Annotated in this window: 14 protein-coding genes; all 14 read right to left on the bottom strand. The window is 63.5% G+C overall.

Translation table 11 applies throughout. The annotated features are described in order from the left end of the window. Positions 1-57: 57 nt before the first annotated feature. On the bottom strand, positions 58-1,647 hold the full coding sequence (locus AAE027_RS14880; RefSeq protein ID WP_370986009.1) for an ABC transporter substrate-binding protein: 1,590 nt from the start codon (positions 1,645-1,647) through the stop codon (positions 58-60). 494 nt (positions 1,648-2,141) lie between these two features. After that, complete coding sequence (mtnK, locus tag AAE027_RS14875) at positions 2,142-3,428, bottom strand: S-methyl-5-thioribose kinase (protein ID WP_370986008.1); 1,287 nt, start codon at positions 3,426-3,428, stop codon at positions 2,142-2,144. Positions 3,429-3,463: 35 nt separating this feature from the next. Then, positions 3,464-3,811: a hypothetical protein gene (locus AAE027_RS14870; RefSeq protein ID WP_370986007.1), complete on the bottom strand. Its 348-nt coding sequence runs from the start codon at positions 3,809-3,811 to the stop codon at positions 3,464-3,466. Positions 3,812-3,845: 34 nt separating this feature from the next. Beyond that, positions 3,846-4,121, bottom strand: coding sequence for a DUF1467 family protein (locus AAE027_RS14865; protein ID WP_128933453.1), 276 nt, complete (start codon positions 4,119-4,121; stop codon positions 3,846-3,848). A 9-nt stretch (positions 4,122-4,130) separates the two neighbouring features. Next, positions 4,131-4,535 carry a methylmalonyl-CoA epimerase gene (gene mce, locus AAE027_RS14860; protein ID WP_011087668.1) on the bottom strand — a complete coding sequence of 135 codons (405 nt, stop codon included), beginning with the start codon at positions 4,533-4,535 and terminating at the stop codon, positions 4,131-4,133. A 42-nt stretch (positions 4,536-4,577) separates the two neighbouring features. Beyond that, positions 4,578-6,248, bottom strand: a complete 1,671-nt coding sequence (locus AAE027_RS14855; protein WP_370986006.1) for a ribonuclease J — start codon at positions 6,246-6,248, stop codon at positions 4,578-4,580. After that, a complete protein-coding gene (locus tag AAE027_RS14850) occupies positions 6,248-7,054 on the bottom strand; it encodes a biotin--[acetyl-CoA-carboxylase] ligase (protein ID WP_370986005.1) in 807 nt (268 codons plus the stop codon). The genes AAE027_RS14855 and AAE027_RS14850 overlap by 1 nt, the downstream gene beginning before the upstream one ends. A gap of 1 nt (position 7,055) precedes the next feature. Further along, positions 7,056-8,492: an NADH-quinone oxidoreductase subunit NuoN gene (gene nuoN, locus AAE027_RS14845; RefSeq protein WP_370986004.1), complete on the bottom strand. Its 1,437-nt coding sequence runs from the start codon at positions 8,490-8,492 to the stop codon at positions 7,056-7,058. Positions 8,493-8,514: 22 nt separating this feature from the next. Further along, positions 8,515-10,020, bottom strand: coding sequence for an NADH-quinone oxidoreductase subunit M (locus AAE027_RS14840; RefSeq protein WP_370986003.1), 1,506 nt, complete (start codon positions 10,018-10,020; stop codon positions 8,515-8,517). Beyond that, positions 10,021-12,108 (bottom strand): NADH-quinone oxidoreductase subunit L, encoded by a 2,088-nt coding sequence (gene nuoL / locus AAE027_RS14835; protein WP_370986002.1) that lies wholly within the window; start codon positions 12,106-12,108, stop codon positions 10,021-10,023. It abuts the gene before it with no gap. An 8-nt stretch (positions 12,109-12,116) separates the two neighbouring features. After that, a complete protein-coding gene (gene nuoK, locus AAE027_RS14830) occupies positions 12,117-12,425 on the bottom strand; it encodes an NADH-quinone oxidoreductase subunit NuoK (protein WP_008547737.1) in 309 nt (102 codons plus the stop codon). Further along, complete coding sequence (locus tag AAE027_RS14825) at positions 12,422-13,060, bottom strand: NADH-quinone oxidoreductase subunit J (RefSeq protein WP_091885973.1); 639 nt, start codon at positions 13,058-13,060, stop codon at positions 12,422-12,424. The genes nuoK and AAE027_RS14825 overlap by 4 nt, the downstream gene beginning before the upstream one ends. Positions 13,061-13,069: 9 nt before the next feature. Next, positions 13,070-13,564, bottom strand: a complete 495-nt coding sequence (gene nuoI / locus AAE027_RS14820) for an NADH-quinone oxidoreductase subunit NuoI (RefSeq protein ID WP_210342510.1) — start codon at positions 13,562-13,564, stop codon at positions 13,070-13,072. Positions 13,565-13,572: 8 nt separating this feature from the next. Further along, entirely contained in the window at positions 13,573-14,640 is a 1,068-nt protein-coding gene (nuoH, locus tag AAE027_RS14815; RefSeq protein ID WP_091885977.1) for an NADH-quinone oxidoreductase subunit NuoH, read from the bottom strand. Position 14,641: the final 1 nt, after the last annotated feature.

The following is a 14,641-nucleotide window of genomic DNA, read 5'->3' as shown; positions in this document are numbered from 1 at the left end:
AACTGTTCCTCCCTCCCTCGATCGCTTGCTGCGATGGAGGGAGGGTGAGAGCGCGTGTCACTTGGCGGGCGACGACTCGTCCACCCAGAGGTCCTCGACGTTCTGATGGGTCAGTTCCGTCGCATTCAACTGAATCCCCTTCAGCCAAGGCTGCACCGCCATGACCGCCTTGTTGTAGTTGAAGAACCAGACCGGTGCCTCTTCATAGAGCAGGGCATTGGCCTTCTGCAGCAATTGGTCGCGTTTCGCAGCGTCGTCGGTCTGCCCGGCTACGTCGATCAGCTTGTCGAAATCTGCGTTCTTGAAGGATGTGTAATTGCAGGCTGATTGCGGCGTCGACGAGTAGAAGCATTTCAGCGCCGCCTGAGGATCTGGCCCTGTCGCCATGGAATAGACATAGGCCTGGAAGTCGCCTTTCTTAATGACCTCCGCCAGCACCGCGGTCTCGACCTGCTTGACCTTCACCTTGATGCCAACGCGGTCCAGCATCGGGATGATGGCCTCGACGATCGGCAGACCCCAGCTTTCATTCTGACTGGTCGTCCATTCGAATTCAAAGCCCGTGGGATAGCCGGCGTCCGCAAGCAACTGCTTTGCTTTCGCGGGATCGAAGGCATAGGGCTTCATTGTCTTGTCGTAGATTGGCGAGGTCAGAGGCAGCCAGCTGGTGGCGCGATAGGCCTTGCCTTTGACCAGCTTTTTGATGATCAGGTCAGTATCGATCGCGTGGTTGATCGCCTGCCGGACGCGCTTGTCGGCAAACGGCTTGAATGCCGGATTCATCCCCATGTGACGCGTGAAGACCTCGGCGACTTCGACGATGGTGCCCTTGAGGTCAGGGTCGGCCTGATAGGCGACATATTGTGCAGGCCCGAGCACCGAGGTGTCGATCTCCTTGTTGCGGAAGGCGACATCGCGGGCCGCGGCCTCGCCCATGACCGACACGATGAGCTTGTCGGCATAGGGCTTGCCGGGCTTGTAGAACCGGTCCCACCGCTCCAGGACGATGCGCGATCCCGGCACGTGCTCGACGAACTTGAACGGGCCGAGGCCGATCGGCTTCTGGATGAAGCTTTCCTTTGCACCTTCGTCTGCGGGATAGATCGAGGTCAGCGCGTTGAAGAAATAAAAGCCCGGATCGACTTTCTCGGTCAGCTTCATCTCAACGGTGAAGTCGTCGATCTTCTTCAGGCCGGAGATCTCTTTGGCCTGGCCTTTCTCCACTGCGGCCGCGCCCTCGATCACCCGGACGAAACGCGCGCCGGGATAGGCTTTGGTGCCGTCCATGATGCGATTGTAGGACCAGATGACGTCATCAGCCGTCATCTTGCGGCCGTTGTGGAAATAGGCATCGTCCCGCAGCTTGAAGGTGTGAACCAGGCCCCCGCCCGAGACCACGTCTTCCTTCGCAAGCTCCAGGACCGGCTTGCCTTCCGCGGAATTCCAGATGTAGAGCGACCGATGCAGGGCCTTGGCGTAGATCTCGTCCTGGGCGCGCTGTGTCGTGTGAATGTCGAGGCTGGAGAAACTCGAGCCATAGGGCGCGGTCATGCGGATGGTTCCGCCCTTGCGCGGGGTCTGGGCCTCTGCCGTGGTGACCAGCGCCAGACCCAAACCAGCGACGACCGCAATCATCCTGAACATCATGTGTCCCCCAACAACGCAGGTATTCCGATCAGGGATTTGATCATTCGTCGCCTGTCGAAAGCAAGCTTCGTTTTTGTGGCGACCGATGCCGGTTCCGAATAGCAGCCCTTCGACGGAGAGCTCGGGGCTCAGGTTGTATCCCCTGGGCGATGCAAGCCGCCGATTGCCGCGGTGCGTCATCGAGCGACCAGGACCAGTGAACATTTTTCGCGATCAGCGCGACCAAGCTCAGGATCGTTATCTGAGCCCCAGGGATCGCGCACGGCGTCCTGCTCCCGGTGCGGCTTTATTGAAGTTCAGCGACAATCCCTCCCCGCCATTGCGAGCGCAGCTCTCTCCACCGTCATTGCGAGGAGCCCTTGCGACGAAGCAATCCAGAGTCTTTCCGGAGAGGGATTCTGGATTGCTTCGCGGAGCCTGTCATCGGGCCGCGCTTCGCGCGAACCCGTTGGCTCGCAATGACGAGGTGTGCGGCTCCGCCTTTCGCGACGTCTTCAGCCTGACAATTCCGGCTGCCAATCGCGCGATTTTCGCGCGGCACCCGTGACCTCAGCGATCGTCCGAAACGCCGCCGCCTCCACCATCATCGCCCTTGCCAGACGGACGGCACGCGCCTCGCTAACCGCTCGCCTCCGTGGGTCCTCGATCAGCTCGAAGTCGATATTGTGAGCGAGACCGAAGATGCGGCGGATGGTTTTTGCGGCTGCGAAGCCGATCGTATCAGTGAACAGGCGCTGCATGTAGGCCTGCCGCTCGGCCTCGAGACGCACGGCGCCCTTCTCGCCGGTAAAGAGTGAGACGGGATAGGCATCGCCGGCAGCGCCGGCGCGCCAGAGCTCGAGGAATTTGCGGGCGAACTCGTTCCAGACCTTTTCGACCGTCTCCAGGACCCAGCCCTCGAATGCGACCCGCTCGCCCGGCGAGCGCTCGTGGCCGGCGGAGGCGAAATAGGCCATCAGGAGGTTGGCCAGCACGGCGCCGACGTCGAATCCCATCGGGCCGTAGAACGCGAATTCGGGGTCGATCACCCGCGTCTGCCTCTCCGTGACCATGATCGAGCCGGTGTGGAGATCGCCATGCAACAGCGCCTCGGGGCTCGCCATGAATTTCAGCTTCAGCCGGGAGATCGCGACATGCAGCTCCATGTCCTCGCGTAAGGACGCAGCGAGACCATCGAGGTAAGGCGCGGTCCAGCGGTTCTGTTCGGCGATGCGGTAGGGATCGGTGAAGATCAGGTCCTCGGTGATCTTGCACAGCGCATGGTTGCCGGCGAAGGCGGCGATGCCCTGCTTCTTCTCGGCCGCTGAGAGCGCGAGATCGGAGGTGAAGAACAGCGTCCGCGCCATGAAGGTGCTGATGTCGTCGACAAAGCGCGGATATTGCGTTGCCGCAACCAGCCCTTTGCGCATGATGATATGGGGCTCGAGCAGCTCCATCACCGTCAGCGCCAGCGCCTCGTTGTGATGCAACAGCGCTGGCACGAGGCCGGGTGCGAGCTGGGCCTGCTTCGACAGCGCCAGATATTCGTAATGGGCCCGCGACAGCGGCAGCGGCCAGCTCTCGCCGACGAGGCGCACGTAAGGCAGCGCCTGCTTCACCGCGATGCCGCCACGCCCGCCTTTGACGATGAAGACAAGGTTGAGATTGCCGTCGCCGACTTCGGTGATCGCCCAGGATGGTGGCTCACCGCCAAGGAGTGCGGCGATTTCAGGCAGGCCTGCGAGATAATCCCGCAAGGCACCCTCATGCAGAATCCGGTAGTCCCCCTGCTCCCGCGCCATGACGATCCCATCCCATGCTCGATATGGCCGGATCGTTACTCCCGCTCCAGGAAGCTCGAGCCGATCCCGGCCTTTCTTTTGATCGGATCGTAATCACAATAGACGCTGTCCGCCACCAGCGTGTAGCTGGCGCTGACGGTGTATTTGTCCAGCTTGACCGAGTTCAAGCCGATCACCGAGGTGCTCTTGCCCCCGTTCCATTTGAACGGCGTCGAGCTCTTGGCCTGCTCGCAGGCCATCACCGCTTCGTTGAAGACGTAGCCCTCGACGAACGCCTTCAGGGTGCGCACCTGCACCGCCATCTTCCATTCGACATAACCGATGGCGCCAAGGCCGACGACGATCAGCACCAGAAGCGCGATGACGATGCGCTGAAAAGTCATTCTTACCCCCAAAACAATAATCAGCAAAAAACGTCTAGAACGGCATTCCCATCATCTTCGACAGGCGTTCGATCGAGAGATAGCCGGCGTGATAGGCGGCCATGCCGAGGCCGTAGATGATCGCCGAGATGATCGTGGTCCAGATCAGCTTGCGCCCCATCCGCGTCAGGATCGGCGCGCCGGGGTCGGTGCCGGGCGCACCGACGCCGTCCTCGTGCTGGCTGCGCACGCCGAACGGCAGCGTCAGGAACAGCGCGATCCACCAGATGACGAAGTAGATCGCGATCGCCGTTGAGATCTGGATGGCCATGGGGCGGCCTTATGCCTGCTCGATCTCGACCAGGGCGCCGGAAAAATCCTTGGGGTGCAGGAACAGCACCGGTTTGCCGTGGGCGCCGATCTTGGGCACGCCGTCGCCGAGCACGCGCGCGCCTTCCTTCACCAGCGTGTCGCGCGAGGCAATGATGTCGACGACCTCGTAGCAGACGTGGTGGATGCCGCCGTCGGCATTGCGCTCGAGGAACTTTGCGATCGGCGAGGCTTCGCCAAGCGGCTCGATGAACTCGATCTTGGTGTTGGGCAGCGTCGCGAACACGGTGGTGACGCCATGCTCGGGCAGCGCCACGGCTTCCGAAATCTGCGCCCCGAACGCGGCGCCATAGATCTTTGCGGCCTTGACGGCGTCCTTGGTCGCGATCGCGACATGGTTGAGGCGACCCAGCATGTTTCTTCTCCCTCACAGCGTGATCCGGAGACCACGCCTAGTCTACACTGTCAGGACATGTACCAGACAGGGGGGCTTTTTGCCCCAATGTTCGTTGATGACGGCCCGGACAGCGCGTCGCACCGACTCGGCCAGCGCGTCCGGATCGCGGCGGCGCGCCTTCGGCAGCCCCTCGATCGTGGACATCACGGCATCGAAGACCAGGTCGTCAAAAGTCTCGCCCGCCCTGTTCTTCTCGGGGATGCCGACGAGATCGACCTCGGGATCGTCGGCGAGCTCGCCCTGCTCCGTCATGGCGATGGCAACGAAGGCGCAGCCGGAGAACGCCATGCGGCGGCGCTCGACCACCGCGCGGGATTTTGCGTCCTCCAGGATCATGCCGTCCTTGTAGAGACGGCCCGACGGCACCTCGCCGACAATGCCGGGATCGCCGGGACCGAGCTTGACGAGATCGCCGTTGCGGCAGACCAGCACGCGCGGCACGCCGGCGGCGCGCGCGAGTTTTGCGTGCTCGTGCAGGTGCAGGGCCTCGCCATGGACGGGGATCAGGAGCTGCGGCTTCACCCAGGAAATCAGATCGCGCAGCTCGTCGCGGCGCGGGTGGCCGGAGACGTGGACCAGATGGTCGCGGTCGGTGATGATCTCGACGCCCTGGAGCACCAGATTGTTGATGATCGAGCCGACGGCCTTCTCGTTGCCGGGAATGGTGCGCGAGGAGAAAATGACACTGTCACCGCGATTGAGCGTGATCTCGGGATGGTCGTCATTGGCGATGCGCGCCAGCGCCGCGCGCGGCTCGCCCTGACTGCCGGTGCACAGCGCCAGCACCTTGTCCTGCGGCAGATGGCCGTAGACCTCGGGCGAGCGGAAATTCTGCACGCCATCGAGATAACCGGTCTCGCGCGCGACCTGCACCACGCGCTCCATGGCGCGGCCGACCACGACGACCTCGCGGTCGGCGGCTTTCGCGGCCTCGGCCACGGCCTTGATGCGGGCGACGTTGGAGGCGAAGGTCGTGACCGCTACGCGGCCCTTGGCCGCCTTCACGAGATCAATGATGGTCCGGGCGACCTCGGCCTCCGACGGCGAGCGGCCGTCGCGCACCGCGTTGGTGGAATCGCCGATCAAGGCGAGCACGCCCTGCTCGCCGAGCTCGCGCAGGCGCTTCTCGTCGGTCGGGGCCCCCAGCGTCGGGGTCGGGTCGATCTTCCAGTCGCCGGTGTGCAACACCGTGCCGGCTTCGGTGTGGATCGCCAGCGCATGCGCTTCCGGAATCGAATGCGCGACCGGGATGAACTCGACGTTGAACGGCCCGACATCGACGCGGCCCCCGGACGGGACCACAGTCACCGGAATGTTGGGCGCACCACGCTCGGCGGCGCATTTGGCCTCGAACAGCGCCGCGCTGAACTTGGTCGCGTAGATCGGGCATTGCAGCTTCGGCCAGAGATCGATGATCGCGCCGAAATGGTCCTCATGGGCGTGGGTCAAAACCAGGCCCATCAGGTTCCTGCGCTCCTTCTCCAGGAACGAGATGTCCGGCATGATCAGGTCGATGCCCGGCAGATGCTCTTCGTCGCCGAAGGAGACGCCGAGATCGACCGCGAGCCAGGCGCGCTGGTGGCGGTTGCCGAGGCCGTAAATCGACAGGTTCATGCCGATCTCGCCGACGCCGCCGAGCGGCGCAAACACCAGTTCGTCGGGCCTCGCCATCACGCAGCTCCCACGGAGGCGGCCGGGCCGAAGAACACCTCGCCCGCCGCAACCGGCACCCGCCGCCCCTCCGCGGTGCGGACGATCAGACAGCCTGTGTCGTCGATGGTGTCAAAAATGCCTTCCAGCGTCATCGTTCCCGTGTGGATTGCGACCTTCTCGCCGAGGCCAGCGGCGCGCTCCAGCCAGAGCTTTCGGATCTCTGCAAAGCCGCGGCCATTGTCCCAGATGCCGCGAAACTCGACCCAGGCGTCGGACAGCGCCGCAAACAGCTCCTCCGCGCTGATCTGGACGCCGAGGGCGGCCAACGAGACCGCCGGCGTTGGCGTGCCCTCCGGCGCTGCGACGACATTGGTTCCGATGCCGACGACGACGGCAAGGCGATCGCCAATGGCCTCGGCCTCGAGTGCAATGCCGACGAGCTTCTTGCCGCCGGCAAGCACGTCGTTCGGCCATTTCAGGGCGTAGCGGGGACGGCCCTGGCCGAGGCGGAGCGCCGCCTCCAGGCTGACCTTCTCCAGCGCGGCCTCTTCCGCCAGCCCGGCGGCAAAGCCGAGCGTCGCGGCCACCGCCGGGGCTACGTCCATGACTTCGAGGATGCTGGCTGCGAGATTGCCCCGTGGCGCGATCCAGGCGCGCTGGCGTCGGCCGCGGCCGGCAGTCTGCTCGGACGTGACGAACCACATCGGGCCGCGTTCGCCGGCGCGGGCGTGCTCGATCGCGTCGGTATTGGTCGAGCCGGTCCGTTCGAAAGCCGCGAGCTTGAAGCCCGCGGCCTGTGCGCGAGGACCGAGCGCGAACCCCATCCTAGAACAGCGACTTTGCCGCTGCGGAGGCGACGCTCACCACCGGGCCCGCGAACAGCGCAAACAGGATATTGAACACGCCCGCGACCGCCACAACCGTCCGCACCTCGACGCGCACCGGATCGACCTGGCCGGCCGGTTCGTCGAAATACATCGTCTTGACGACGGCGAGATAGTAGTAGGCGCCCACCACGCTGGTCAGCACGCCGATGACGGCGAGCGTGAACAGGTTGGCCTTGATCGCGGCGACGAAGACGTACCACTTGGCAAAGAAGCCGGCGAGCGGCGGAACGCCCGCGAGCGAGAACAGCAACATCGCGAAGAAGAAGGCAAGCAGCGGATTGGTCCGCGACAGACCGGCGAAATCGCTGATCTGCTCGACCGCCTGGCCGTTGCGTTTCATGGCGAGGATGACCGAGAACGCGCCGAGCGTCATCGTCACATAGATCACGATGTACATCAGTACGCCCTGCGCACCCTCGACGGTGCCGGAGGCAAGCCCGACCAGGGCAAAACCCATATGGCCGATCGAGGAATAGGCCATCAGGCGCTTGATGTTGCTCTGGCCGATTGCCGCGAAGGCGCCTAGCGCCATCGAGGCGATCGACACGAACACCAGGATCTGCTGCCACTGCGGCACGATGCCGGGGAACGCGGTCAGCGTCGCGCGGGTGAAGACGGCGAGTGCGGCGACCTTCGGCGCAGAGGCGAAGAAGGCCGTGACCGGCGTCGGCGCGCCCTCATAGACGTCGGGCGTCCACATGTGGAACGGCACCACCGAGATCTTGAAGCAGAGGCCGGCAAGCAGGAAGACGAGGCCGAAGATCAGTCCGACATTCGCTGATGTCGCGGCGGTAGCGATGCCGGTGAAGCTGACGGTCCCGGTGAAGCCGTAGATCAGCGAGGCGCCATACAGCAGCATGCCTGAGGACAGCGCGCCCAGCACGAAGTACTTCAGGCCCGCCTCGTTCGACTTGGCATTGTCCCGGTTCGACGCCGCCACGACGTAGAGCGCCAGCGACATCAATTCGAGGCCGAGATAGAGCGAGATCAGATCGCCGGCCGAGATCAGCACCATCATGCCGAGCGTCGAGAGCAGCACCAGGATCGAATATTCGAAGATCCGCCGCGACGGGTCCAACAGGAACTCGGTCGACAGCACCAGTGTCACCGCCGAGCCGATCAGGGCCAGGATCTTCATGAAGCGGGCGAAATCGTCGACGATGAAGCTGCCGCCGAAGGTGACCTGCTTGCCCGGGGGCTGCATGTAGACGAGCGCGCCGACCACGATCAGCAGCACCACCGCCAGCGAGGTGACGGTCTTGGTCGTCTCCTGCCCGCGATAGGCTCCCAGCATCAGAAGCGCCATCGCGCCGACCGCGAGCAAGAGCTCGGGCAGCACCGGCGCCAGTTGATATCCTGCAGTCTCAAAGCTCATGGCGATATCCTGACCTGCCCGCTCACTGGAGCAGTGCGGCGGCCTTCACGGCCGTCACAGCGGTGTTGTAGTTGTTGACGAGTTGCTGGACCGAGGCGGCCGACATGTCGAGCACCGGCTGCGGATAGACGCCGAACAGGATCGTCAGCGCGATCAGCGGGAATAGCGTCAGGCACTCCCGGAAGGTGAGGTCCTTGATGGTCATCAGCGACGGCTTTACCAAGGATCCGAACACGACCTTGCGGTATAGCCAGAGCGCGTAGCACGCCGACAGGATGACGCCTGATGTGGCGAAGAACGCGGTCGGGATCGAGGTCTTGAAGGTACCGAGCAGCGTCATGAACTCGCCGACGAAGCCGGAGGTACCCGGCAGGCCGACATTGGCCATGGTGAAGACCATGAAGGTCATGGCGTAGAGCGGCATCCGGTTGACGATGCCGCCATAGGCCGCGATCTCGCGGGTGTGCATGCGGTCGTAGACGATGCCGACGCAGAGGAACAGCGCGCCGGAGACGATGCCGTGCGAGATCATCTGGAACACGCCGCCGGCGACACCCTGCATGGTGCCGGCGAAGATGCCCATGGTGACGAAGCCCATATGCGCGACCGAGGAGTACGCGATCAGCTTCTTCATGTCCTCCTGCATCATCGCCACCAGCGAGGTGTAGATGATGGCGATGGTGGACAGCGTGAAGATCAGCGGCGCGAAGTCATGCGAAGCCAGCGGGAACATCGGCAGCGAGAAGCGCAGGAAGCCGTAGCCGCCCATCTTCAGGAGGATCGCCGCCAGGATCACCGAGCCGGCGGTCGGCGCTTCGACGTGTGCGTCCGGGAGCCAGGTGTGCACCGGCCACATCGGCATCTTCACCGCGAAGGAGGCGAAGAAGGCGAGCCACGCCCAGGTCTGCAAGGACCGCGGCACGGCCGTGTGCATCAGGGTCGGAATGTCGGTGGTGTTGCCGTTCCAGTACAGCGCCATGATGGCGAGCAGCATCAGGACCGAGCCGAGCAGCGTGTAGAGGAAGAACTTGAACGAGGCATAGACCCGGCGCGGGCCGCCCCACACGCCGATGATCAGGAACATCGGGATCAGGCCGCCCTCGAAGAACAGATAGAACAGCACGAGGTCGAGCGCCGAGAAGGTGCCGACCATCAGCGTTTCCAGGATCAGGAACGCCATCATGTATTCGCGCACCCGGCTGGTAACCTTCCAGCTCGCGATGATGCAGAACGGCATCAAGGCGGTGGTCAAGATCACGAAGGGCAGCGAAATGCCGTCCACGCCCATGTGGTAGGTGATGCCGGTGGCGAGCCAGTTCGCCTTCTCGACGAACTGGAAGTCGGCCGTCGAGGGATCGAAGCGCGCTACCAGGATCAGTGACACCGCGAAGGTGATCAGCGTGGTCCACAGCGCGATCCAGCGCGAGTTGCGCTGCGCGGCCTCGTCGTCGCCGCGGCTGAGATAGACGATCAGCGTCCCGACCAGCGGCAGGAAGGTGGTGACGGAAAGGATGGGCCAGGTTGTCATTTACTGGCCTCCAAAGCCGAACATGAACCAGGTGATCAGGCCGGCGACGCCGATCAGCATGGCGAACGCGTAGTGATAGAGATAGCCGGTCTGGATCTTCACGACGTTACGGGTGACGTCCAGCACGCGCGCCGAGACGCCGTCGGGACCGAGCCCGTCGATGATGAAGCCGTCGCCCTTCTTCCAGAGCTGATAGCCGATCCACTTCGCCGGACGGACGAAGATGACGTCGTAGAGTTCGTCGAAGTACCATTTGTTGAGCAGGAACTGGTACAGCATCGGCTGCGTCTTCGCCAGCTCGACCGGCAGATACGGCCGGCGGATGTAGAACAGGTACGACACCAGGAATCCCAGCACCATCATCACCGTTGGCAGGAAGGCGATGGTCTCGGGGATGTGGTGCATCTCCTCGATGATGTGCGGGTTCATCTTCACGGATTCGCGGAAGAACTCCTCGATGCCGTGACCGGCGAACAGCTCCTTGAACGGAAGGCCCGCGACGAACGAGCCGACCGCGAGCACGCCGATCGGGATCAGCATCCAGATCGGGGCCTCGTGTGCGGCCTCGTAGTGATGCTCGTCATGCGGCTCGCCGTGGAAGGTCTTGAAGATCAGGCGCCAGGAGTAGAACGAGGTCAGGCCGGCGGCGACGACCGTCATCAGGAAGCCATAGATCGCGAACGGATTGTGCGCGGCGTAGGCGGACTCGATGATCGCGTCCTTGGAGAAGTAGCCGGCGGTGAGCGGGAAGCCGGTCAGGGCCAGCGTGCCGACCACCATCACCGCGTAGGTATAAGGGATCTTGCGCCAGAGGCCGCCCATATTGCGGATGTCCTGCTCGTGGTGCATCGCGTAGATCACCGAGCCGGAGCCCAAGAACAGCAGCGCCTTGAAGAAGGCGTGCGTGAACAGGTGGAACATGCCGACCGAATAGGCCCCTGCCCCCATCGCCACGAACATGTAGCCGAGCTGCGAACAGGTCGAATAGGCGACGATGCGCTTGATGTCGTTCTGGACGAGGCCGATGGTCGCCGCGAAGAACGCCGTGGTCGCGCCAAAGAACATCACGACGGCCTGCGCGTTCGGGGCGAGTTCGAACAACGGCGACAGCCGCGCCACCATGAACACGCCGGCGGTGACCATGGTCGCGGCGTGGATCAGCGCGGAGACCGGGGTCGGGCCTTCCATCGCGTCCGGCAACCAGGTGTGCAGCAGGAACTGCGCCGACTTGCCCATCGCGCCCATGAACAGGAGGAGACAGGTCAGGGTCAGCGCGTCGGCGTGCCAGCCGAGGAAGTTGATGGCCTTGCCGGTGAGGCCAGGTGCGGCATGGAAGATGGTCTCGAAATCGGTCGAGCCGGCCAGCATGAAGATCGCGAAGATGCCGAGCGCGAAGCCGAAATCGCCGACGCGGTTGACCACGAAGGCCTTGATCGCCGCCGCGTTCGCCGACGGCCTCTGGTACCAGAAGCCGATCAGGAGATAGCTGGCGAGACCGACGCCTTCCCAGCCGAAGAACAGCTGCACGAGGTTGTCCGCGGTGACCAGCATCAGCATCGCGAAGGTGAACAGCGACAGATAGCCGAAGAAGCGCGGCCGGTTCGGGTCCTGATCCATGTAGCCGATGGAATAGAGGTGCACGAGCGAGGAAACCGTCGTCACCACCACCAACATCACGGCCGTGAGCGTGTCCACGCGCAGCGTCCACCAGACCTGGAGGTCGCCGGAGAAGATCCAGGGCAGCAGCTGGATCCGCGCGTCGTGATGCATGAAGCCGACGTCGACCAGCGTGAACCAGGACAGCGCCGCCGACACGAACAGCAGTCCCGTCGTGATCAGCTCGGCCGCGCGAGAACCAGCCGCTGGCGGCTCGTGGTCGCCCGGCTCGTCATGGGTCTCATGAATGACGCTCCCCTCCTCCTTGATAGAGGCAGCGGAGACATGACCGTCATTCGCACCATTACCGTGCGCCTCGTCGTGATGCTCGACCGTGTCGCCTGAGGGATTGCGGGCATGCGCGCCGACCAGCGAGATCAGGCCGGCGAGAATAGCGCCCAGCAGAGGCAGAAAGACAATTGCCTGAACCATGACTGAGCTCAGCCCTTCATCAGATTGACGTCCTCAACCGCGATCGAGCCGCGGTTGCGGAAATAGACCACCAGGATGGCGAGACCGATCGCGGCTTCCGCAGCAGCGACGGTGAGCACCAAGAGCGCGAAGACCTGGCCGACGATGTCGCCGAGGAAGGTCGAGAACGCCACGAGGTTGATGTTGACCGAGAGCAGGATCAGCTCGATCGACATCAGGATGACGATGATGTTCTTGCGGTTCAGGAAGATGCCGAGGATCCCGAGCGTGAACAGGATCGCGCCGACCGCCAGATAGTGTCCGAGCCCGATCGTCATTTCACCCACTCCGCCGCATCGGCATCCGAGAGCCCCTGCCCTGACGCCACCTTGCGCATCGCCATCGCCATTTCCGGCGTGCGCGCGTTCTGCACGTTGATGTCCTGCCGCTTAACGCTCGCCTTGTGGCGCAGCGTCAGCACGATGGCGCCGATCATGGCGACCAACAGCACCATGCCCGCGAGCTGGAAGTAGTGGATGTACTTCGTATAGAGCACGAGGCCGAGTGCTTCGGTGTTGCTGACATTGGTCGGGATCGCCGCCGTGATGGTCTTGGAGACGCCGGGGTTGATGACCCAGAAGCCGACGGTGAGCAGCAGCTCGAACATGAAGATGCCGCCGATCACCAGCCCAACCGGCAGGTACTCGATGAAGCCCTCGCGCAGCTCGAGGAAATCGACGTCGAGCATCATGATCACGAACAGGAACAGGACCGCGACCGCGCCGACATAGACGACGATCAGGATCATCGCCAGGAATTCGGCGCCCATCAGCACGAACAGGCCGGAGGCGTTGACGAAGGCCAGGATCAGGTACAGCACGGAGTGCACGGGATTGCGCGAGACAATCACCATCACCGCCGAGGCGACGCAGACGCCGGCGAACAGATAGAAGAACAGCGCGGGAAGGATCATGCCCTCACCTCACCGGTACGGCGCGTCGAGCTCGATCGCTTTCGCGATCTCGCGTTCCCAGCGGTCGCCGTTGGCGAGCAGCTTGGCCTTGTCATAATAGAGTTCCTCGCGGGTCTCGGTCGCGAACTCGAAGTTCGGACCTTCGACGATGGCGTCGACCGGACAGGCCTCCTGGCAGAGACCGCAATAGATGCACTTCACCATGTCGATGTCGTAGCGCACGGTGCGGCGGGTGCCGTCGTTGCGGCGCGGGCCGGCCTCGATAGTGATGGCTTGCGCCGGGCAGATGGCTTCGCACAGCTTGCAGGCGATGCAGCGCTCTTCGCCGTTCGGATAGCGGCGGAGCGCATGCTCGCCGCGGAAGCGCGGCGAGATCGGGTTCTTCTCGAACGGATAGTTGATGGTCGGCTTCGGCTGGAAGAAATAGCGCATGGCGAGGAAGAACGCCGAGACGAATTCCGACAGCAGAAGCGAGCGTGCAGTGGCGTTGACGTTGATACCCATGGCGGACCTCACTTCGGCGCGATGCCGGCGAAATGCAGCACGCCGGCCACCACGATCACCATCGCCAGCGAGATCGGCAGGAACACCTTCCAGCCGAGGCGCATCAATTGATCGTAGCGGTAGCGCGGCACGATCGCCTTGGCCATCGCGAACAGGAAGAACATGAAGAACAGTTTCAGCGAGAACCAGATGATCCCCGGCACCCAGTTGAAGGGCGGCAGGTCGACCGGCGGCAGCCAGCCTCCCAGGAACAGGATCGTCGCCAACGCGCACATCGTGACGATCGCGACATACTCGCCGAGCATGAACAAGAGGTACGGCGTCGAGCCGTATTCGACCATGAAGCCGGCGACGAGCTCGGATTCGGCCTCCACGAGATCGAACGGCGGACGGTTGGTTTCCGCCAGTGCCGAGACGTAGAACACCACGAACATCGGGAACAGCGGCCAGACGTACCAGTTCAGGATGGTGAGCTGCGGCAGCCCGATCAGGCTGGCAAGACCGCGCGCATGCTGGGCCTCGACCACGGCCGTGAGGTTCAGCGTGCCGGCGCAGAGCAGCACCGTGATGATGACGAACCCAATCGAGACCTCGTAGGACACCATCTGCGCCGCCGAGCGCAACGCGGCCAGGAACGGGTATTTCGAGTTCGACGACCAGCCAGCCATGATGATGCCGTAGATCGACAGCGACGAGATCGCGAAGATGAAGAGGATGCCGACATTGATGTCGGAGATCACCCAGCCGAGATTGGTCGGGATCACCGCCCAGGCGGCGAGCGCGAGCACGCACGAGACCAGCGGCGCCAGCAGGAACACGCCCTTGTTGGCGCCGGCCGGGATGATCGGCTCCTTCAGCACGAACTTGAGCAAGTCCGCGAAGGACTGCAGCAGGCCCCAGGGGCCGACCACGTTCGGGCCGCGGCGGATCTGCACCGCCGCCCAGATCTTGCGGTCGGCGAGCAGGATATAGGCGATCGCGACCAAGAGGACGACGAGCACCAGGACGCTCTCCGCGACCATGATGATCAGCGGCCAGAGGAACCCGGTCCAGAATGCGCTTTCGAAGAATTCCATC

Origin of the sequence: Bradyrhizobium sp. DN3 (assembly GCF_041357655.1) — a bacterium.
Taxonomy (GTDB): domain Bacteria; phylum Pseudomonadota; class Alphaproteobacteria; order Rhizobiales; family Xanthobacteraceae; genus Bradyrhizobium.
This window is presented reverse-complemented; position numbering and strand designations above follow the sequence as displayed.